The 1034-nt window shown below is 63.4% G+C and carries 1 protein-coding gene; it reads left to right on the top strand.

Translation table 11 applies throughout. The annotated features are described in order from the left end of the window. Window positions 1–494 precede the first annotated feature (494 nt). A partial coding sequence (locus ABZS58_RS51495) for a reverse transcriptase/maturase family protein (protein ID WP_354792179.1) occupies window positions 495–1034 on the top strand: 540 nt, incomplete at its 3' end.

Here is a 1034-nt window from a genome sequence, read left to right as displayed (position 1 = left end):
CCGGGAGGAACTCGGAGGGAGGTTCCTGGGTCTGATGGCTTACCTGGATCTGAAAGGTGAAGGGGACAAGAGCATGCCAGGAAAGCAGTGGTCGTGCCCAGGCGTACGGGTGCGGGCTGCTGCGGGACCCGCGGAATATGGTGAAAGCTGGATTGCTTGAAGCCCAATCTCCAGCGGATGCAAGCCGCCATCCACCGGAAAGACGTCTGAACCGGTGCCGTGCCCTGTGTTGGTGTTCCGCTCAGCCGACGCAACCTCCGGAGCGCGGAGCGATGCCCAGTGAGGGTATTCAAGGAGATGAGTGGGTCACCTACGTTCCGCTCGATACGTACAACAGGGACGAACGCGGGATCGCCTACGGGACGCGAGTCCTATGGCGACGGAGGCCTCGTAGTAGTCGCAGGAGTCACGACCTGCCGAGGGGTCCGGGAAAGCCGGACACAGGGCGAAGGGGGCCAGGTGATCGGACATCAACAATCCGGGAGGTATGCGTAATGCAGAACGCCGAAACGGTACTGGATGTCCTGCGTGAGCGCGGCAGGCGTGGCCTGCCGTGCACTGAGCTGTATCGACAACTGTTCAACCCGGGCCTGTACCTGATGGCCTACGGGCGCATCTACGCCAACCACGGCGCGATGACGCCCGGGACGGACGGGGAAACCGCTGACGGCATGTCCATGGGCAAGATCGGCCGCATCATCGATGCGATGCGCCACGAGCGTTACCGGTTCCTGCCCGCACGGCGGGTCTACATCCCCAAGAAGCAGGGGACGAAGCTGCGGCCTTTGGGCCTGCCCTCGTGGATGGACAAGCTCGTCGGGGAGGTGGTACGCCTGTTGTTGGAGGCGTACTACGAACCGAGATTCTCCCCTCGATCCCACGGGTTCCGCCCCGGCCGGGGTTGCCACACGGCGTTGACCGACGTGGCCAACCACTGGACCGGGACGACCTGGTTCATCGAGGGCGACATCGCCGACTGTTTCGGGAGCTTCGATCACGATGTGATGCTCTCGATCCTGGCCGAGCACGTCCAC

This window comes from Dactylosporangium sp. NPDC005555 (genome assembly GCF_040605635.1).
GTDB lineage: Bacteria > Actinomycetota > Actinomycetes > Mycobacteriales > Micromonosporaceae > Dactylosporangium.
The sequence above is the reverse complement of the archived record's forward strand: the minus strand, read 5'-3'. Positions and strand labels throughout refer to the sequence as shown.